16 protein-coding genes, 2 tRNA genes and 1 rRNA gene are annotated in these 20,594 nt (G+C 42.5%); 18 read left to right on the plus strand and 1 reads right to left on the minus strand.

The window, feature by feature from the left end:
* Positions 1-43: 43 nt before the first annotated feature.
* Positions 44-928, minus strand: a complete 885-nt coding sequence (locus ACJYYY_RS00255) for a cation diffusion facilitator family transporter (RefSeq protein WP_408868979.1) — start codon at positions 926-928, stop codon at positions 44-46.
* Positions 929-1,231: 303 nt separating this feature from the next.
* Here ACJYYY_RS00255 and pth point away from each other — a divergent pair, with 303 nt between their 5' ends.
* The 18 genes from pth to ACJYYY_RS00345 all read left to right on the plus strand — a co-directional run bounded on the left by pth (position 1,232) and on the right by ACJYYY_RS00345 (position 20,423).
* The gene (pth, locus tag ACJYYY_RS00260; RefSeq protein WP_035315468.1) at positions 1,232-1,798 is read left to right on the plus strand and encodes an aminoacyl-tRNA hydrolase; all 567 of its coding nucleotides are present in this window, start codon (positions 1,232-1,234) and stop codon (positions 1,796-1,798) included.
* Positions 1,799-1,814: 16 nt separating this feature from the next.
* Entirely contained in the window at positions 1,815-5,345 is a 3,531-nt protein-coding gene (gene mfd, locus ACJYYY_RS00265; RefSeq protein WP_408868980.1) for a transcription-repair coupling factor, read from the plus strand.
* 28 nt (positions 5,346-5,373) lie between these two features.
* On the plus strand, positions 5,374-6,948 hold the full coding sequence (locus ACJYYY_RS00270; protein ID WP_035315314.1) for a polysaccharide biosynthesis protein: 1,575 nt from the start codon (positions 5,374-5,376) through the stop codon (positions 6,946-6,948).
* An 18-nt stretch (positions 6,949-6,966) separates the two neighbouring features.
* Positions 6,967-7,209 carry an RNA-binding S4 domain-containing protein gene (locus tag ACJYYY_RS00275; RefSeq protein ID WP_408869225.1) on the plus strand — a complete coding sequence of 81 codons (243 nt, stop codon included), beginning with the start codon at positions 6,967-6,969 and terminating at the stop codon, positions 7,207-7,209.
* Between the two features lie 237 nt (positions 7,210-7,446).
* Positions 7,447-7,821, plus strand: a complete 375-nt coding sequence (locus ACJYYY_RS00280; RefSeq protein WP_035315315.1) for a septum formation initiator family protein — start codon at positions 7,447-7,449, stop codon at positions 7,819-7,821.
* Positions 7,822-7,884: 63 nt separating this feature from the next.
* Entirely contained in the window at positions 7,885-8,319 is a 435-nt protein-coding gene (locus tag ACJYYY_RS00285; RefSeq protein WP_035315317.1) for a S1 domain-containing RNA-binding protein, read from the plus strand.
* A 122-nt stretch (positions 8,320-8,441) separates the two neighbouring features.
* Positions 8,442-9,821 carry a tRNA lysidine(34) synthetase TilS gene (gene tilS, locus ACJYYY_RS00290; RefSeq protein WP_035315319.1) on the plus strand — a complete coding sequence of 460 codons (1,380 nt, stop codon included), beginning with the start codon at positions 8,442-8,444 and terminating at the stop codon, positions 9,819-9,821.
* 12 nt (positions 9,822-9,833) lie between these two features.
* Positions 9,834-10,373, plus strand: a complete 540-nt coding sequence (hpt, locus tag ACJYYY_RS00295) for a hypoxanthine phosphoribosyltransferase (RefSeq protein WP_035315320.1) — start codon at positions 9,834-9,836, stop codon at positions 10,371-10,373.
* A 247-nt stretch (positions 10,374-10,620) separates the two neighbouring features.
* Entirely contained in the window at positions 10,621-12,600 is a 1,980-nt protein-coding gene (gene ftsH, locus ACJYYY_RS00300; protein WP_408868981.1) for an ATP-dependent zinc metalloprotease FtsH, read from the plus strand.
* A gap of 68 nt (positions 12,601-12,668) precedes the next feature.
* Entirely contained in the window at positions 12,669-13,550 is an 882-nt protein-coding gene (gene hslO, locus ACJYYY_RS00305; RefSeq protein WP_408868982.1) for an Hsp33 family molecular chaperone HslO, read from the plus strand.
* 73 nt (positions 13,551-13,623) lie between these two features.
* Positions 13,624-14,556 carry a cysteine synthase A gene (gene cysK, locus ACJYYY_RS00310; RefSeq protein ID WP_084038792.1) on the plus strand — a complete coding sequence of 311 codons (933 nt, stop codon included), beginning with the start codon at positions 13,624-13,626 and terminating at the stop codon, positions 14,554-14,556.
* A 121-nt stretch (positions 14,557-14,677) separates the two neighbouring features.
* Entirely contained in the window at positions 14,678-15,493 is an 816-nt protein-coding gene (folP, locus tag ACJYYY_RS00315) for a dihydropteroate synthase (RefSeq protein ID WP_035315323.1), read from the plus strand.
* Positions 15,486-15,854 carry a dihydroneopterin aldolase gene (gene folB / locus ACJYYY_RS00320; protein ID WP_035315325.1) on the plus strand — a complete coding sequence of 123 codons (369 nt, stop codon included), beginning with the start codon at positions 15,486-15,488 and terminating at the stop codon, positions 15,852-15,854. Before folP ends, folB begins: the two co-directional genes overlap by 8 nt.
* Positions 15,854-16,327 (plus strand): 2-amino-4-hydroxy-6-hydroxymethyldihydropteridine diphosphokinase, encoded by a 474-nt coding sequence (gene folK / locus ACJYYY_RS00325; RefSeq protein ID WP_035315327.1) that lies wholly within the window; start codon positions 15,854-15,856, stop codon positions 16,325-16,327. The genes folB and folK overlap by 1 nt, the downstream gene beginning before the upstream one ends.
* A 230-nt stretch (positions 16,328-16,557) precedes the next feature.
* Positions 16,558-18,051, plus strand: a complete 1,494-nt coding sequence (gene lysS, locus ACJYYY_RS00330; RefSeq protein ID WP_035315329.1) for a lysine--tRNA ligase — start codon at positions 16,558-16,560, stop codon at positions 18,049-18,051.
* Between the two features lie 548 nt (positions 18,052-18,599).
* Positions 18,600-20,147: ribosomal RNA gene (locus tag ACJYYY_RS00335) — 16S ribosomal RNA — on the plus strand.
* Positions 20,148-20,246: 99 nt separating this feature from the next.
* Positions 20,247-20,323: transfer RNA gene (locus tag ACJYYY_RS00340), tRNA-Ile, on the plus strand.
* Between the two features lie 24 nt (positions 20,324-20,347).
* Positions 20,348-20,423, plus strand: a tRNA-Ala gene (locus ACJYYY_RS00345).
* The last annotated feature ends 171 nt before the right edge of the window (positions 20,424-20,594 follow it).

Raw genomic sequence — 20,594 nt, forward strand, 5'->3', positions numbered from 1 at the left:
GCGTCAAACCCAGTGTTGACTGGATTTGACGCTTTTTTTCGGTTTAATGACTGAAATTTGATATTAATAGCTCTGTTTCGGGTTCGATGTGAATGAGTACTTCAGCCAAAGCGAAATGTTTTTTGATGGAGTTTTCGATGTGATCGCATAAACGATGTGCATTACCAACCGTCATATCGTGTGGGACGACCAGATGGAAATCGACATACACTTCTGTACCTGCCTTACGTGTGCGAAAGTCATGGTAATCGATAAAATGAGCGTGGTAACTATTAATCGTATCTTCGATTAAACGTTCTTCTTTTGGTGATAAGCGTGAATCCATCAACGGCGGAAACGATTCTTTTAGTAGTAAGGTTGCCTCGTACATAATGTAAAGAGCAGTTAACATCCCAATCACTGGATCCAACCATAATAGACCGGTGTAATGTACAAGCAGTAAACTGAGTGCCACGCCCAGTGAAGTCAAAACGTCAGTTGTTAAGTGCAACGCATTGGACTTCATCGCAACAGAACCGGCCTTTTCGGCAGCGCGTTTAACAATCATTCCGACGATGCCGTTAACAACCGCCCCGAGGAGCATTACGCCAATCCCTAAAAAAGGGAGGGTGATTTCAGCGGGGTGTCGTAGTTTGTCGATACATTCAACGATAATCCAAATGCCGGCGACATAAATCAGTAACGTCTCAACAGTCCCCGAGAGGTTTTCTGCTTTACCGTGTCCGTACGGGTGTTTTTTATCAGCAGGTTGACGGGCGATTTGAATCGAAAAAAAGGTCAAAATGGAAGCGAATAAATCCATCGATGTATGGATTGCTTCGGATATAATTGCGACCGATCCGGTTAAAAAACCAACGATTAGTTTGAGAATAAACATTGTTAGATTGCTAATAATTGATAACAATGTGATGTTTGTATGAGATTTCATGGGTGGCCTCCAATATTTAAGTTAAGACATGAGTGTATCATAACATCGACTGTTAGTGTGGGTCTATAGCAATGATGTTTGCGGATAGATAGACTATAAGCTCGGGCAAGTATTGTTGCATTAGGGCAATGCCGGCTGTTTCACGTGAAACGAAAAAGGGCGTTTTAAGTAGGGTGGTAATCAGAGCTATGTTATAATGACAGGATAGTAAGCACATTAAATATTAAACAGAAACCAGGCTGAAGAAGCTTGGTATTGTTTCGGTGTTCTTAAACTGTAAAGAAACAAATGGAGGAAACACTAATGAAAATGATTGTAGGCTTAGGTAATGTTGGAAAAAAATATGAGGGTACACGACATAATATTGGTTTCATGGTCGTTGATGAACTCAATCAACGGTTAGGAGGTACCTTTAAATTAACTAAGTATAATGGATCTGTTAGTACGGTGCTGTTTAAGGGTGTGAAAGTAATGCTCGTTAAACCGACCACTTTTATGAATGAATCGGGTCTTTGTATTCGTCAACTGGCTGATTATTACGAAATTGCGCTTGAAGACATCGTGGTCATTTATGATGATTTAGATTTGCCAATCGGACAACTGCGCCTACGACAAAAAGGTAGTGCAGGTGGTCATAACGGGATTAAGTCAACGATTCAACATCTTGGCACCCAAAATTTCAAACGCATTAAAGTCGGGATTACACGTCCAATCGACGGCAACATTGTTAATTGGGTCTTGGGACGTTTTAGTAAGGCTGAGCAAACAGAGGTAGATGTAGCGATTAAGACAGCTGCCGATGCCTCGCAAAGTTGGTTAGCGACTGACTTTATTAAAGCGATGAATCAATACAATCAAACCTCAATTTAAAGGAGCATCTCACATTATGTTGAAGCAACTTAAACAACAATTCAAACAGCAGCCCGAAATGGAACAAGTCATGTCAATGCTGTTAACCGATCAACGGGCACAATTAGTGACAGGTCTAACGGGTTCTGTCCGTTCGTTGTTTGCTAGTGTGTTAGCAGAAACGCTTGAACGTCAAATCATTTATGTCGCTCATAATCTCTTTCAAGCACAACAAGTGCATGAATCGCTGCGCGCCTTTTTACCTGAGCAACAGGTGAAATTGTATCCCGCCGATGATTTTGTCGCAACGGATATGAGTATTGCTAGCCCAGAGTTAAAAGCCCAACGCCTTGAGACGTTGGCTTTTATGCAGACGGATCAACCTGGAATTGTGGTCGTGCCGATTTCGGCGATACGGAAACGGATGACACCGGTACAACAGTGGCGCTCCAGTCAGCAAACATTTGAAGTTGGTGGCGAAATGGAGTTAGCCGTCTTTCATCAAAAGATGATTGAAACCGGTTATACGATGGTTGATAAAGTTTCGTTACAAGGTGAGTACAGTGTTCGTGGTGGTATTATCGATGTGTTTCCGATGACGGAGAGTCATCCACTACGGTTGGAGTTGTTTGATACTGACATTGATTCGATTCGTTCGTTTGATATTGATAGTCAACGTTCACTTGAAACGAAAGAGCGTTTCACGTTATTGCCAGCAAAAGAATGGGTGTTAACAGCAGGTGATCGTGACTATTTAACGAAGCAAGTACAAAAAGAACTAAAAAAAGCCGTTAAAAAGGTGAAGAACGAAGCCGATCAATTACACTTGATTGAACGCGTAGAGACCGACTTGATGCAATTAACAGAAGGACAAATTCCGACTGATGTTGTTAAATACAATGCCTATTTTTATGCAGAACCTGCGTCGTTATTAGATTACGCGGCTACAGACAGTATTCTTGTGCTCGATGAAATGGCACGGTTACAAGAAACCGATGAGCAATTACGGCAAGAAGAAATCAATTGGCTGTTGGATGGTATTTCGCGTTCGGAAATCATGCCGCAAACGACGATTCATCAACCGTTGGCTACCGTGCTTAAACAGGCTGAAGGCCCACGGATATACTTATCGCTCTTTCAAAAAACAATGGGTAATTATCGCGTGTATCAGTCGACCAATTTTGTCTATAAACAAATGCAACAATTCCATGGGCAAATGCCCGCAGTGCAAACGGAAATGGCGAGCTGGCAAAATAATGAGATGGCGGTTGTTGTGGTAGCGCCGTCGGCTGAACGGATCGCTAAAATAAAAGGCACCTTTAGTGACTATGAGCTCGAGACGCAGTTGCTAGATGAAAATGCGACATTGGTTCGTGGGAAAATTCAATTGGTGACGGGGCAGTTGAATGAAGGGTTTGAGTTGCCGTTAGCGCATTTAGCGGTTGTAACCGATGCCGAATTGTTTGGTCATAAAACAAAGGTAGCGCCACGACGCCAAAAAATGTCGAATGCTGAACGGATTAAAGACTATAGCGAACTCAAAGTCGGCGATTACGTCGTCCATGTTAATCATGGGGTCGGACGTTATGTCGGGATGGAAACACTTGAAATTAAAGGGATCCATAAGGATTATTTACTCATTATTTATCGCGGTGAGGATAAGTTATACATTCCGGTTGAACAGCTTGAGCTTGTCCAAAAATACGTTGGATCAGAAGGAAAAACGCCGAAAGTTAATAAGCTTGGAGGCGCAGAATGGCAACGAGTAACTGCGCGCGTCAAAAAATCAGTCATTGATATTGCTGATGATTTAATTAAGTTGTATGCCAAACGCGAAGCTGAGAAAGGCTTCGCTTATAGTCCGGATGATGCCTTAATGCGAGAGTTCGAAGCTGCTTTTCCGTATGAAGCGACCGAAGATCAACAACGTTCAGTTAAAGAGATTAAACGCGACATGGAAACCGCCCGTCCGATGGATCGCTTGTTGGTCGGTGACGTTGGTTATGGTAAAACGGAAGTTGCATTAAGGGCTGCCTTCAAGGCGATGATGGACGGTAAACAGGTGGCGATATTAGTACCAACAACGATTTTGGCACAGCAACATTACGATACGATGGTTTCGCGGTTTGCGAATTTTCCGATTAATGTCGGCTTGTTAAGTCGCTTCCGCACAAAGAAACAGCAGGAAGAAACGATTGCTGGCTTAGGTTCAGGTAAGATTGACATCGTTGTCGGAACGCATCGTTTGTTATCAAAGGACGTTGCTTATCGCGATCTCGGTTTACTAATTGTTGATGAAGAACAACGATTTGGTGTGACACATAAGGAGAAGTTAAAACAACTGCGGGCGAACGTTGATGTGCTGACGTTAACAGCGACACCGATTCCACGAACCTTGCATATGTCAATGGTTGGGGTGCGCGATTTATCAGTGATTGAAACGCCACCGGCCAACCGTTTTCCGATTCAGACGTATGTCGTCGAACAAAATGATTTTCTAATTAAAGAAGCAATTGAGCGTGAATTAGCTCGGTCGGGTCAAGTGTACTATTTACATAATCGGGTCGATAGTATCGTACAAAAAGCGGATCGCATTCAGGCATTAGTGCCGCATGCACGGGTTGGTTATGCCCACGGTCAAATGAATGAAAATGAATTAGAGTCGACGATTTTACGCTTTTTAGAAAATGAATTTGATGTGCTCGTCACGACGACAATTATTGAAACCGGTGTCGATATTCCTAATGTTAATACGCTGTTAATTGAAAATGCCGATCATATGGGTTTGTCGCAGTTGTATCAATTACGTGGTCGTGTCGGTCGTTCGAATCGGATTGCTTACGCCTACTTTATGCATGAAAAAAACAAGGTGTTGCGTGAAGAGGCAGAGAAACGTCTGCAAGCCATTAAAGAGTTTACTGAATTAGGTTCAGGTTTTAAAATTGCGATGCGCGATTTGAGCATTCGTGGTGCCGGTAACATCTTAGGTGCCCAACAACATGGCTTTATTGATTCCGTAGGTTTTGATATGTATTCTCAAATGTTGAGTGATGCGATTAAAGAACGGATGCCAAAAGTTGGCGAGGGTGAAATAAACGAACAAACGGTTGAAATCGATCTGCCGTTAGATGCCTATCTTCCAGATTATTACATTGAGGATAGCCGTCAAAAAATCGAGATGTATAAACGATTCCGTCAAATTACGACGCCACATGATTTGATGCAGTTACAAGATGATATGATGGATCGTTTTGGCGAATATCCACAACAGGTTAATGATTTGTTTGCTGTTGCTGAGATGAAATTAAATGCTGAAAAAGTCGGGATTGAATCGATTAAAATGACTAAAAAAGTGATTACAATGTTGTTAACCGTGGAGGCAACACAGTTAATTGATGGGGCGAAAGTATTTAAAGCCCTTGATATGTTAGGGCGTCAGTCGGGTGTTGGTATGGAAGCAGACCGTTTGGTGATTACGTATCGCCTGCCTGGTTTGGATCCGTCACAATGGTTGCCCGTCTTGAATCGTTTTATTACGCAGATGACACAGACAACTAAGACGCAATGATAGTGACTGAAAAGGAGGGATAGGCAGAATGATAAACAGGAATAAAAAGGAGACACTGTTTCAAGGGGCATTAATTTTAACGTTGGCCTCCTTGTTGTCGAAAGTATTATCGGCTGTCTATCGCGTTCCCTTTCAAAATATGGTCGGTGATGAAGGGTTTTATATTTTTCAACAGGCTTATCCGTTTTACGGCATTAGCATGACTTTATCGCTGACAGCTGCACCACTATTTTTATCAAAGTTGATGGCTGAACACAGTGACGATAACGCCAAACAACGCTATTTATTGCAACAGGGGCAACGTTATTTGACCTTGCTTGGTTTTGTGTTGTTCAGCGTGCTTTTTTTCGGGGCCACAGTCATTGCCCGGTTGATGGGGGATGTTGAATTAGCCGGCATTGTTAAGGTGACGAGTGTCACTTACTTATTACTGCCATTTTTAGGCAGTTATCGTGGCTATTATCAAGGGTTGAATAATATGACACCGACCGCGATCTCACAAGCAATCGAACAGCTCATCCGTGTTTTTATTATTATTGTTGCAGCCTACATCGGCGTACATGTATTGACAATATCACTGTATCGTGTGGGTGAACTGGCAATGTCCGGTGCCATTATAGGTGGCCTTGTCGCAGCGTTCTTATTATGGCGCTTTGATGGCAAACGCTATCCACACGAACGAGTAAAACAACAGGTACAGCTTGAACTGCCAAGTGGGATTTGGCGTGATATGATAGCGGTTTTAATTACGAGTGCGTTATTGATTTGGTTTCAGATGGCAGATGCATTTCAAGTGTATCGTTTATTGGTCGAGCAAGGGATGGCAGGCGAACAAGCTAAAATCATCAAAGGGATCTATGACCGTGGTCAGCCGCTTATTCAGCTCGGCGCCGTTGTTGTGACGAGTTTTAGTCTCTCAATTATTCCGATGATTTCTCAGGCAAGGATACGTCAGCAACGCATGACGATCGAACGGCTCGTTTCTTTCTTTATGCGAACGGGTATCGCTTTAGGTGTAGCGATTACGGCCGCATTAGTGATGATGATGCCGACCTTGAACTATGTGTTGTTTGCAGATTATGAGGGCGTGAGCACCTTGCGGATTCTGGTAGGAGGATTGCTGTTATTAACGTTATTAATTATCGTGACGAGTGTGTTACAAGGGTTTAATATAATTAAAGCGCCAGCGATGGCGGCAGCCTGTGGCATTGGCGTTAAGCTCTATCTCAATCACTTATGGATTGGCCCATACGGTATTAGTGGTAGTGCTTGGGCAACCAATGTGGCCTTGCTCGTTAGTCTTTTTATTAGTACGCTGATTTTAAGACGATTCGTCTCGTTTCGTGTACCGACCTGGCAGTTTGTTGCCAAACTAAGTGTGTGTGTGATGCTAATGTTGGTACCACTTGCTATAATAGAAAGTGTGCCACTCTTACAGCAACATCGTTTGTTGGGATTGCTCGGTATTCTCGTCGCAAGTAGCGTAGGAGCCGTGGTGTTCATTGTGGCTGCCTCCTTCTGGCGTGTAATTACACCGCAAGATATTGTGTTGTTACCGCTTGGACGAACGCTCTTAAACTATGTAAAGAAAAGGAAAAGGTGATACTAAATGGATGTAACAATGAGATTAGATAAGTTTTTAAAAATATCACGCATCATTAAACGCCGTGCTGTGGCGAAAGAAGCTGCTGAAAAAGGGCGGATTCAAATTAATGGCACTATCGCTAAACCGAGTGCAAACGTTAAGATTGGCGATGAGTTAACGATACAATTTGGCACGAAGATTATTACGGCAAAGGTTGAGCGTTTAGATACATCAACAAAAAAAGAAGATGCCGAAAAAATGTACTCGCTCATTAGCTAACCCTTAGATAGACGAACGATTGAACACTTTTGATAGACGCTAAACGAGGTGTGTGATACGATGAAAGCGCATTTTTTTGAAATTGTGTTACTTTCAGCAATGGTTGAATGTTATAATACACGTATATCAGACCGTCAATTGTTTTTTGGTTATTTTTAGCTGTTAGCAATAGACAAAAAAGACTAAACTTGCTATTCTAAAGAGAGAGCGACTTGTCGTTTGAAGTGGGGTGAAACAATGTCGAAAGCGAGACCATCGGTGACGCAATTAAACAATGACTACGTCAAAAGTAAGTCAGTGGATGAAAAACGTCATAAAAAGTTCAAGCTAGTTATGAGACGTCGTTTATTGTTTTATTTGGCAATAATACTGCTTGTTGTAGGTACGCTTGTGTTTAACGTTGTTAAACAACAGATGCGCTTAACAACAAATAAAGCAGAGAGTATTAAATTAGAAAAAAAATACGAACAGTTAGTCAAGCAAGAGGCAACATACAAACAACAGGTGGAGCAATTAAAAGACCCTGAATATGTCGCTAAATTGGCACGTAGTGAGTATTATTTATCAAAAAAAGGTGAGATTATCTTCACAATCCCATCAAAAGAAGACTAATCAATAGCTATAAATGATTCACAAAATATAGGTATAATTAAATTAAGAAGGAGCATTCTATTTATGTCGATTGAAGTAGGTACTAAGGTAACGGGTAAAGTGACAGGAATTACAAATTTTGGAGCTTTTGTGGAACTTGAAGGTGGCAAGACAGGTCTTGTTCATATTAGTGAAGTTGCAGATAGCTATGTTAAAGATATCCATGATATTTTAACTGTCGGTGATGAAGTCACTGTTAAAGTTATGAACGTAGGTGATGATGGTAAGATTGGTTTGTCTATCCGTCGTGCAATTGATAAGCCTGAAAGTGAAAAAAGCGCATCATCAAGTTATTCTGCACGTAAACCGAGAGCAGCGGTTAAAAAACCCACTTTCGAAAAACCTGAAGATTTCGAATCGAAAATGTCGCGTTTCTTAAAAGATAGTGATGAACGATTGACAACAATCAAACGTCAAAGTGAATCAAAACGTGGCGGTAGAGGTGCTCGTCGCGGCTAGTCCGTGCACGTGCAGTAAGGCTACAACAGCGATGAACTAATTAAGGCTAGTCGAAGGAGTAGTCCTTACCACCAGCACCGATGTATTCGTACACGGTGCTTTTTTTAAGGAGAGCGAGCGATATGTTACATGATAAGGTGAAACAGTATTGTGATAAGCACGACTTAATCAGACCAGGGGAGCGCTATCTCCTGGCTATTTCTGGTGGCGTTGATTCAATGGCACTGCTGCATTATTTTGCAACACATTTTTCAAACAATCAACTAGCGGTCGTTAATGTTAATCATCAATTACGAAATGAAGCTTACCAAGAAGCAAAACTGGTCCAAGCCACCTGTCAGTCAAACGGCATTGCGTATATTAGTAAAACGATTGACGTGAAGATGTTAAAGCATGAAGTTAATATGGGGGTTGAGGCTGCAGCTCGTATCGGTCGCTATCGCTGTTTCGAAGAGGCGTTAGCTGAAACGAACAGTGACGTAATCGTCTTAGCTCATCATGCCGATGACCAAAGTGAAACAATCTTAATGCGCTTGACCCGTGGTAGTCACGGTAGCGGCTATGCAGGTATGCCTCAACAACGGTCATTTTCAACCGGTCGGCTCATTCGTCCATTTTTAGCAGTGAGCAAAAAGGAACTGAAGCACTATGTGGAACAGCACAATATCGCTTTTTTAGAAGATGCCTCTAATGCGACAGACGATGTGACGCGTAATCGTTTTCGTCACCATATACTGCCGTTATTACACCAAGAAAATGCTCAATTAAATACCCATCTTAGTCAGTTTCATGAGGATATCATTTTGCGAGAAGGTTTTATTACAACACTGATTGAACGGGCGTTTACAGCAGTGGCCCAAACACAAACCCAGCAAAGTTATTTGCTCAATATCACCGCATTTAAGGCGGAACACCAGCTAATTCAGGAGGGGATTATTCGGCGGATACTGAGTGAATTACTGCCGCATAATCATCTGCAATTAACACGACGTTTAGTCGCGAATGCATTGGATTTATTGAAAGGAAGCACTCCGTCTGCTAAACTGTATTTACCGTCGCAATTAAGACTACAACGGGAGTATGACGAAGCCTACTTCTATTTCGAAACAGCTTCGTCCGAGGTTGTAGCCGATTGTTATACCTTAGGTAAGGATGAGTCACTGTTGATGGCTAATGGACAAACGATTAGCTGTCGACCGTGTTCGGCGATTTCCTCAGAAACTGAAGGTGAATCGTTTATCATCAATGACAATGCGGTGTTATTTCCTTTAACCATCCGTACACGTTTACAAGGTGACCGAGTACGCTTGAAGGGAATGGACGGACGTAAAAAAGTGAAAAAACTCTTTATTGATCAAAAAATACCGCGGCAACAGCGTGAACAACAAATCGTCGTCGTTGATGCAACTGGTGAAATTATTTGGTTGCCAGGTATGCAATCGACTATTTATGAAACAGCAATCGATAAGAGTCAAAATCAATATATTATAAAAATAGTCTAGGAGGACAACGACATGCGTGAAGATATTTTAGAAGTATTAATTTCTGAAGAAGAGATTGCTCAAAAGGTAAAAGAATTAGGTCAAGATTTAACGGTGACATACAAGGATAAATTCCCACTGGTGATCGGAATTTTAAAAGGTGCGACACCATTTATGATGGACCTTGTACGACAAATTGATACACAGTTAGAGTTTGATTTTATGGATGTTTCAAGTTATGGTGTCGGTACTTCATCAAGCGGTGAAGTTAAAATCATTAAAGACTTAGATGCATCCGTTGAAGGTCGCGATTTAATTATTGTTGAAGATATTATTGATAGTGGTCGTACACTTGCTTACTTAATGAATATGTTGAAAAATCGTAAAGCACGTTCAATCCAATTGGTGACATTATTAGATAAACCAGCCGGTCGTGTGGTTGATATCGAAGTTGATCATGCGTGTTTTAATGTGCCAAATGAATTTGTAGTTGGTTATGGCCTAGATTATGCAGAACGTTACCGTAATCTGCCGTACATTGGTATACTTAAACCAGAAGTATACAGTAATTAAGCGTAAGTGAATAAAGGTCAAATTATTGGGAATAAAAAAACCTTTATGCTATTATTAATGTAGCTTTTCAAGCGAAAAGACAAGGTATCGTAAGCGTTTTGAATAAAAATAAGCGATTTAAGAGTGTAAGTGCTAGTGTAGACGTATGAATCAGTGAAGTTAATTGAAAGTCGACTTTTTTTGATGAGAAGTCAATTGGGAGATAACTATTGATCTTAGGGAACACTTACATCAGAGGAGGTAAGGAATGAACCGTATTTTTAAACAAGGTATACTGTATGTGATTGTACTTGTAGTAATTGTAGGGATTGTTAACTTTATTAGTGGTGATAAAAACCAAACACGTGACATTCGTTACGATGAATTCACAACAGCCTTAAAAGACAATAAAGTAGAGTCTTACTCTATTAAACCAAGTCGTGGTGTTTTTCTAATTGAGGGTACATATAAAGACAGTACAGCTAAGAAAACATCCAATAAAGACAAAGAGGCGTTAACATTTACGACATTCTCGGTTGACTCTGAGGTAACGATTGCTGACATTAAAGCAGACACGGCCAAAGGTGTTAAAACTGAAATATTACCGCAGGATCAACAAAGCGGTTGGATTACCTTCTTAACAACGTTATTACCATTCTTACTCTTGATTCTCTTTATCTTCTTTATGATGAGTCAAGCCCAAGGCGGCGGTGGCGGCGGCAAAATGATGAACTTTGGTAAGAGTAAAGCTAAACTGTATGACAACTCTAAAATCAAAGTGCGTTTTGCCGATGTTGCAGGTGCTGATGAAGAGAAACAAGAACTTGTGGAAGTGGTTGATTTCTTAAAAGATCCTCGTAAGTTTGCGAGTCTAGGTGCTAAAATTCCGAAAGGTGTTTTATTAGTCGGACCTCCGGGTACCGGTAAAACCCTCCTAGCGAAAGCTGTTGCAGGCGAAGCTGGGACACCATTCTTCTCTATTAGTGGTTCTGACTTCGTTGAAATGTTTGTCGGTGTCGGTGCATCACGTGTACGTGATTTATTCGAACAAGCGAAGAAAAATGCGCCGTGTATCATCTTCATTGATGAAATTGATGCAGTTGGTCGCCAACGTGGTGCTGGTGTCGGTGGGGGTCACGATGAACGTGAGCAAACATTGAATCAATTACTCGTTGAAATGGATGGGTTCCAAGGCAACGAAGGCATCATTATGATTGCCGCAACTAACCGTGCAGATGTGCTTGACCCAGCCCTCTTGCGTCCCGGCCGTTTTGACCGTCAAATTACGGTTGATCGTCCTGATGTTAAAGGCCGTGAAGCAGTCTTGAAAGTTCATGCACGTAACAAGCCATTAGCTGCTGATGTTGATTTAAAAGCGATTGCCCAACGTACACCAGGTTTTTCTGGTGCCGACTTAGAAAACCTTCTAAATGAAGGGGCGCTTGTGGCCGCTCGTCGCGATAAAACTAAAATTGATATGACGGATATTGACGAAGCAACGGATCGTGTGATTGCTGGTCCAGCGAAGAAAAATCGTGTCATTAGTAAAAAAGAACGCACAACAGTTGCTTATCATGAAGCCGGCCATACAATTATTGGTACTGTGCTTGATGAAGCTGAGACCGTTCATAAAGTAACGATTGTCCCTCGTGGTCAAGCGGGTGGTTATGCCGTAATGATGCCGAAAGAAGATCGTTTCTTACTCACTAAAAACGAGTTGCTTGACCGTATTACTGGTTTGTTAGGTGGTCGTGTCGCTGAAGATGTTACTTTTGGTGAAGTATCAACCGGAGCAAGTAATGACTTTGAACGTGCAACTGAGATGGCCCATCGAATGGTGACTGAATGGGGTATGAGCGATAAAATCGGTCCACTTCAATTCAAAGGCAGCAACGATAATGTCTTCTTAGGTCGTGACATGGGTGGCGGTAAAGGCTTCTCTGATCAAATCGCATTTGTGATCGACTCAGAAGTGCAACGCATCATTAACGAATGTTACGCACGTGCCAAAGAAATTTTAACAACGCATCAAGTGCAATTAGAAACAATTGCTCAAAAATTACTTGAAATTGAAACATTGAATGCAAAAGAAATCCGCAGTCTCTTTGATACTGGTGAAATGCCCGTGGCAGAAGATGACACAGTCGTAGCTGAAGCGCAAGAAGTTGTTGTTGAAGCTGTTGGCGATGCAGATGTTGCTGCGACTGTTGATGAACAAGTGATTGAAAAAACCGAAGATAAACAATAACACATAGACAAGCATGAGTGAGTCGCGCAATGCGTGGCTCGCTTTTTGTATAAAGGAGCGTATAAAAAATGGCAGATTATTTAGTAAGAGCACTCGCATGTAATTCACAGGTGCGTGCATTCGCAGCATTAACAACAGAAACAGTCGGTGAGGCGCAACGTCGTCACCAAACATTACCAGTGACATCGGCAGCCCTAGGTCGAACCATGACGGGTGCTTTAATGTTAGGTATGAGCGGTAAAGGCGATCAAAAAATCACCTTGAAAATCGAAGGCGATGGTCCAATTGGTGCCATTATTGCTGATAGTGATGCTCATGGTAAAATTCGTGGTTACGTGCAAAATCCAGGTGTTCATTTTACGGAGTTAAATGAGCATGGCAAGTTGGATGTGCGCCGCGGTGTCGGTACAACCGGAACAGTGACTGTTACAAAAGATATCGGTATGCGTGAAAAAATCAACGGGCAAGTACCCTTGATTTCAGGTGAAATCAGTGAAGATATTACCTATTACTTAGCTACGAGTGAACAAATTCCTTCAGCTGTTGGTGCGGGTGTGTTAGTCAATCCAGATGCTTCGATTCAAGCGGCCGGAGGCTTTATGATTCAGTTGTTACCGAATGCTTCGGATGAGGTGATTACTCACATTGAGCAACAATTGGCCAATATGCCAACGATTTCGAAATTGATTGATGCGGGACGTACACCTGAAGAAATTCTCGTGGATATTTTAGGTGATGATGTAAAAATCATTGAAAAAGTACCGGTATCGTTTGAGTGTGTTTGTTCAAAAGAACGATTTGGAAACGCGATTATCTCATTAGGTGAAAAAGAGATTCGTGACATGATTGATGAAGATGGCGGAGCGGAGGCTTGCTGCCAGTTCTGTGGCAATAAATATAACTTTTCAGTAGCGGATTTAGAGGGGTTAATTACCGAGAGCAAAAACTAAATCGCTAATCTTGACAAGAATGGTAGGAATTGATAAAGTTAGGGTAATAAGATGATACGAGGGAGTGTTAATGATGGCAATTTATGAATCTGCATTAGACCTAGTCGGTCACACACCGATTGTAAAATTAAACCGTTTAGTAACTGAAGGTTCGGCGGATGTTTACGTTAAATTGGAGTATCAAAATCCTGGTGGCAGCATTAAAGATCGGATTGCGAAAGCGATGATTGAAGATGCTGAAAAAGCTGGTTTATTAAAAGCCGGTGATACGATTGTTGAGCCTACTAGTGGTAACACGGGTATTGGTTTAGCGTTTGTGGCAGCGGTAAAAGGCTATGCTTCAGTGTTTGTGATGCCGGATACGATGAGTGTAGAGCGTCGTAAATTGCTAGAAGCTTATGGTGCTAAATTAGTGTTAACACCAGGGTCTGAAGGAATGAAGGGTGCGATTGCGAAAGCAAAAGAATTATCTGCAACAGATGGTTACTTCATGCCACAACAATTTAGTAACCCGTCGAATCCTGCGATTCATGAAGCGACAACGGGACCTGAAATCATTGCTGACTTTGGTGAAACAGGCTTAGATGCCTTTATCGCTGGTGTTGGTACAGGTGGAACAGTAACTGGCGTGGGTCACGTCTTAAAACAAGCCAATCCAAACATTAGAATCTATGCTCTTGAACCATTGGAATCACCTGTTTTAGCAGGTGGTCAACCAAGCCCACATAAAATTCAAGGAATCGGTGCTGGTTTTGTCCCAGATACATTAGATACAAAGGTTTATGATGGTATTTTACAAGTGGCAAGTGAAGATGCCTTGAAAACGGCACGTCTTGTGGCCAAGGAAGAAGGCTTATTAGTTGGTATTTCTTCAGGTGCAACTATTCATGCGGCACTAGAACAAGCGAAACAATTAGGTGCCGGTAAAAAAGTATTGGCGATTGTAGCTAGTAATGGTGAACGTTACTTGAGTACACCACTTTATGAGTTCGACGATCAAGTATGAATTTGCAAGCAATAGCGAAAAAGATTACCTCAAGCAATTGAGGTAATCTTTTTTTGTTCGATAGGATTTCTGTGCAAGATAGCGTAAAATAAAGACAGATAGTATTTAGGGAGGGACACAAATGGCTCTTAAATGGAATAAACCACATCCAACGTATGTGATGGGGATTTTAAATGTTACCCCCGACTCTTTTTCGGATGGCGGAGACTATCATCGTCATGATTTAGCGGTGCAACGTGCGCAACAGTTATATGCAGATGGTGCGGATTTGATTGACGTTGGCGGTGTGTCGACGCGTCCGGGCTATTCACCGGTGAGCGTGACAGCAGAACTGGCTCGGGTCATCCCGGTTATCGATCAAATAATGAGTACGAAACCACTACCTTTGTCTGTTGATACTTACCGTGCTGAAGTCGCTTATCAGGCGATTCTTAAAGGGGCGACCATTATTAATGATCAATGGCGGGCGACCTATGATAACGAGATGGCCAGTGTAGCGGCAGAACAACACGTTCCAATTGTTTTGATGCACAACCGCGAGGACGCGCGCTACACTCATTTTTTTGATGAATACCTTGAAGATATGCAAGAAAGTATTGCAATTTGTTTGAAGGCAGGTGTTGCTCGCGATAAAATCATTTTAGATCCGGGTTTTGGTTTTGTTAAAACAGCCCAACAGAACCTCGAAGTGACCCGTCGTCTCCCTGAATTGGTGGCGCTAGGGTATGATGTTTTATATGCGCCAAGCCGTAAGCGGACGATTGGTGCGATGTTAGGCGACTTACCAGTAACTGAACGGATGGAAGGCACTGGTGCGATGGTTAATTATGCAATGATGCAAGGTGCTGCGGCAGTGCGCGTGCATGATGTGCGAGCAATTGCACGAATGATACGGGTGATGGACATTATGACACGAAAGGTTGAGTGGGATGGATAAAATATATTTAACGAATTGTGAATTTTATGGTTTTCATGGGGTATTGCCGGAAGAAACAACATTAGGTCAGCGGTTTAATATTTCCTTAGTATTAGAAGTCGATACGAAAGCAGCGGGCATTAGCGACGATGTTAAAGATACGGTCAGTTATGCGGAAGTGTTTGAAACGATGCGTGTTATCGTTGAAACTGAGCGTTATTTATTGTTAGAAGCCTTGAGTGAACGGTTAGCGACTGTTATTTTGCAGCGTTATGCTTTAATTGCCGCTTTGACAGTGACAACCGTCAAACCGCGTCCGCCGATTAACGGTCATTTTGATTCGGTTGCAGTTGAAATTAGACGAGAGCGTGGCGATTTGTAATGGAAACAGCTTATTTAAGTTTAGGGAGTAACATGGGGGATCGACGCGGATTTTTAGCGAAGGCTTATACGCAGATTAATGCCTTGGTAGGAGTTTCAATTAAACAAACCTCATCGATTTATGATACGCCACCCTGGGGATACACAGAACAAGCGACCTTTTATAACTGTGTGTTTGAAATTGAGACGAGCTTGAGTGCAACGGCCTTGTTAGCGGCAGTGCTAGAAATCGAGTTGGACTTAGGGCGAGAGCGTCTGTTTAAGTATGGTCCGCGAGTGATTGATATCGATATTTTATTGTATGGCGAAGCAAGCTATGCCACAGCCGACCTTGTGGTGCCACATCCACATATGTATGAACGTGCCTTTGTATTAGTGCCGTTGAAAGAGATTGCACCGCAGTTGGTAACGCAAGACTATCCAGCCTTGCAAGAGGCGGATACAATTGTTAAGGTTGCCGAACCGTTGCAATAATGTTGCGATTTTAGGCAAAGATATGTTAGTATTAGTATGCCTAAAAGATAAATTTCACAAAAAACATTAGACATCTAGCTAATGTTTTTTTTATAGCGAAAGTTAGAGGCGTCTATGCAGCTTGAATGCGATGAACATCATTGCATCAGTGCTGAAACAAGCGAATCGTTGAATGCATTCAGACGATTCATCTAGCCCACAAAAAGAATGAAGAGGAGTGTCACGCTGTTATGAATCAACCACATGAAGAAATGAATGATCAGTTACAAGTGCGTCGTGAAAAATTGCAACATCTATATGATGAGGGAGTTAATCCGTTCGGCCAAAAATTTGAGCGCACAGCTGACTCAAAAACAATTAATGCTGAATATGCTGACTTTGACAAGGAAGCCTTAGAAGAAAAAGCGATTGAAGTCACCGTTGCTGGTCGTTTGATGACGAAACGTGGCAAAGGTAAAGTCGGTTTCGCACACATTCAAGATCGCTATGGTCGTATTCAACTGTATATCCGTAAAGATGCTGTTGGTGACGAGGATTATGCCGTCTTCAAAATTGCTGATTTAGGCGACATCGTCGGTATTACCGGTTTACTGATGCGTACGAATACAGGTGAATTAACCATTAAAGCGACTGCCTATACTATTTTAAGCAAATCATTACGTCCGTTACCGGATAAATATCATGGTTTAACAGATGTTGAACAAATTTACCGTCAGCGTTATTTGGACTTGATTGCTAATAATGAAAGTCGCGAACGTTTTGTTCAACGTAGTAAAATCATCCGTGCGTTACGTGAATACTTTGCTCAAAAAGAATACATGGAAGTTGAAACACCGACCTTGCACTCCGTGGCAGGTGGTGCCGCAGCTAAACCATTTATGACGCATCACAATGCCTTAGATATTGATATGAATTTACGCATTGCGTTGGAGTTACACTTGAAACGTTTAATCGTCGGTGGTTTAGAACGGGTTTATGAGATTGGTCGCGTTTTCCGTAATGAAGGTACGAGCACACGTCATAACCCTGAGTTTACAATGCTTGAATCATACGCAGCTTATGAGGATTTTGAAGATGTGATGAACTTAACTGAAGGTGCATTTGTGTACTGTGCTGAAGAAGTGTTAGGGACAAGTAAAATTACTTACGGTGAATATGAACTCGATTTAGGAAAAAAATGGACGCGCATCCACATGGTAGAAGCAATCAAACAATATGCTGGTGTCGATCTTTGGCATGTTGATACGACTGAAGCACGTCGTTTAGCGAAAGAAAACAATGTTCCTATCACTGATCATATGACGTACGGACACATTGTCAATGAATTTTTCGAAGTATTTGTGGAAGAAAAATTGATTGAGCCAACTTTTGTGTATGGTCATCCGTTAGAAATTTCGCCATTAGCGAAGAAAAACGTTGAAGATCCACGTTTTACTGATCGTTTTGAATTATTCATTGTGGGACGTGAACACGCAAATGCGTTTAGTGAGTTGAATGATCCGATTGATCAACGCGAACGTTTTACTGCTCAAATTAAAGAACGTGAAGCAGGTAATGATGAAGCGCATGAAATGGATGAAGATTTCCTTGAAGCACTAGAATACGGTATGCCACCAACAGGTGGTTTAGGTATCGGTGTCGATCGCATGATTATGTTGTTAACTAATGCGGCATCGATTCGTGATGTATTATTATTCCCAACAATGCGTCCGCACGATAAATAAGCAGATTCTGACACACGCACATCTTAATGTAGCGTGTGTTTTTTTAATTTCAATAAAAATCGTTTGAAAGCATTGACAGTCACGACATATCATTGTATTATATAAAAGTTAGCTCAGCTAATTCGAATGAAATCTTAAATGATTATCACATCGAAAGTTGTTGACTATATCCAATGGATATGATATTATAAATGAGGTTGAGACAGATGTGATTGTTTGTTTAAACAGGCATTAATAATTTCAACAAAGTTGTTGACATCACAGTCATTAACGTGATATTATGTATGAGTTGCAACAGTTAGGAATGACTTGGAGCGGCGAAAAACATTTTGGAAAAGTTATTGACACGATAGCTGCTAAATGATATACTAAAGTAGTTGTCAGCGAGAGCCGATAACGATTGACCTTTGAAAACTGAACGAACAAAAAGATGTTATATGCTTAAACTCTTAGGAGTTTAACCAATTAATTTCGTAACGACAATAAGTAATAAATTTTTAGCTAGCGAACTAGTTAAGGATCATTTGACGGTTTAAACACCGTTACTTTTTAACGAGAGTTTGATCCTGGCTCAGGACGAACGCTGGCGGCGTGCCTAATACATGCAAGTCGAACGAACGGATAAGGAGCTTGCTCCTTTGAAGTTAGTGGCGGACGGGTGAGTAACACGTGGGTAACCTGCCTCACAGCTGGGGATAACATCGAGAAATCGATGCTAATACCGAATGTGCTGAACATCATAAGATGTTCAAGTGAAAGACGGTTTCGGCTGTCACTGTGAGATGGACCCGCGCTGGATTAGCTAGTTGGTAAGGTAATGGCTTACCAAGGCGACGATCCATAGCCGACCTGAGAGGGTGATCGGCCACATTGGGACTGAGACACGGCCCAAACTCCTACGGGAGGCAGCAGTAGGGAATCTTCGGCAATGGACGAAAGTCTGACCGAGCAACGCCGCGTGAGCGAAGAAGGCCTTCGGGTCGTAAAGCTCTGTTGTTAGAGAAGAACAAGGGTGAGAGTAACTGTTCACCCCTTGACGGTATCTAACCAGAAAGCCACGGCTAACTACGTGCCAGCAGCCGCGGTAATACGTAGGTGGCAAGCGTTGTCCGGAATTATTGGGCGTAAAGCGCGCGCAGGCGGTCTTTTAAGTCTGATGTGAAAGCCCCCGGCTCAACCGGGGAGGGTCATTGGAAACTGGAAGACTTGAGGACAGAAGAGGAGAGTGGAATTCCAAGTGTAGCGGTGAAATGCGTAGATATTTGGAGGAACACCAGTGGCGAAGGCGGCTCTCTGGTCTGTTACTGACGCTGAGGCGCGAAAGCGTGGGGAGCAAACAGGATTAGATACCCTGGTAGTCCACGCCGTAAACGATGAGTGCTAAGTGTTAGGGGGTTTCCGCCCCTTAGTGCTGCAGTTAACGCATTAAGCACTCCGCCTGGGGAGTACGACCGCAAGGTTGAAACTCAAAGGAATTGACGGGGGCCCGCACAAGCGGTGGAGCATGTGGTTTAATTCGAAGCAACGCGAAGAACCTTACCAGGTCTTGACATCCTTTGACCATTCTGGAGACAGAACTTTCCCTTCGGGGACAAAGTGACAGGTGGTGCATGGTTGTCGTCAGCTCGTGTCGTGAGATGTTGGGTTAAGTCCCGCAACGAGCGCAACCCTTGATTTTAGTTGCCAGCATTAAGTTGGGCACTCTAAAGTGACTGCCGGTGTAAGCCGGAGGAAGGTGGGGATGACGTCAAATCATCATGCCCCTTATGACCTGGGCTACACACGTGCTACAATGGATAATACAAAGGGTCGCGAAGCCGCGAGGTGGAGCCAATCCCATAAAATTATTCTCAGTTCGGATTGCAGGCTGCAACTCGCCTGCATGAAGCCGGAATCGCTAGTAATCGTAGATCAGCATGCTACGGTGAATACGTTCCCGGGCCTTGTACACACCGCCCGTCACACCACGAGAGTTTGTAACACCCAAAGCCGGTTTGGTAACCTTCGGGAGCTAGCCGTCTAAGGTGGGATAGATAATTGGGGTGAAGTCGTAACAAGGTAGCCGTATCGGAAGGTGCGGCTGGATCACCTCCTTTCTAAGGAATAGGAACACACCTTCGGGTGTGATAAGTTACATTAATTGTTGTATGACATCTGTTTGTTCGTTTAGTTTTGAGAAGTCAATCTTCTCCAAAGGGCCTATAGCTCAGCTGGTTAGAGCGCACGCCTGATAAGCGTGAGGTCGATGGTTCGAGTCCATTTAGGCCCACCATTTTAAATTGAATACCCTTATAAAGGGGCCTTAGCTCAGCTGGGAGAGCGCCTGCCTTGCACGCAGGAGGTCAGCGGTTCGATCCCGCTAGGCTCCACCATTATTTTTTTGTTCTTTGAAAACTGAATACTAATTGATATGAAATAGAAAGACCAAGTAACAACCGAGACTCATTTTAGGTGATTTATAATCATCAGGTCGTATCGCACGACCAACCAGACATATGTTCATTATGTCGAACTAAAAGCCGTAAGGTGATTAGTAAAGAGGC

The organism is Brochothrix campestris (assembly GCF_046058945.1).
Classification (GTDB): Bacteria; Bacillota; Bacilli; order Lactobacillales; family Listeriaceae; genus Brochothrix; species Brochothrix campestris.